Source organism: Xanthomonas sp. SHU 166 (assembly GCF_000364685.1).
GTDB lineage: Bacteria > Pseudomonadota > Gammaproteobacteria > Xanthomonadales > Xanthomonadaceae > Xanthomonas_A > Xanthomonas_A sontii.
Genome location: NZ_AQOJ01000849.1, coordinates 1 through 373, shown reverse-complemented (window position 1 = coordinate 373; position 373 = coordinate 1). Strand labels below are relative to the sequence as shown.

Sequence of the window (373 nt, the reverse complement as noted above, 5' to 3'; positions counted from 1 at the left end):
GCCGTCGAGGCGATGGTCGCGCAGGGCCGCGAGCCGCGACTGCGCGCGGTGCAGGCGCGCAGCGAAGTGGCCGATGCCACCGCGGCGCTGGACGAAGCGCAGGCGTTCCGCGACGCGGCGCTGGCGCGCCTGGCGGCGATCGCCCTGCTGGAGATGCCGGTGCAGTCCCTCGATGGCAGCCTGCTCGACCGCACGCCGCCATCGCCGCGCGCGACCGAGGCGGCAGCGCTGCCAGTGCGCATCGCCGCTTCGGAAGCCGAAGCTGCTGATCGCCAGGTCGAGGTGGAGCGCAAGCGTGCCCTGCCCGAGCTGAGCCTGACCGCCGCGCAGACGCGGTTCCGCGAAGACCGCGCCCACGCCTACACGCTCGGCG

At 75.3% G+C, this 373-nt stretch carries 1 pseudogene; it reads left to right on the top strand.

Annotation, left to right across the window (positions count from 1 at the left end):
• A pseudogene (locus D180_RS19340) lies at nt 1-373 on the top strand (TolC family protein); the annotation flags it as partial.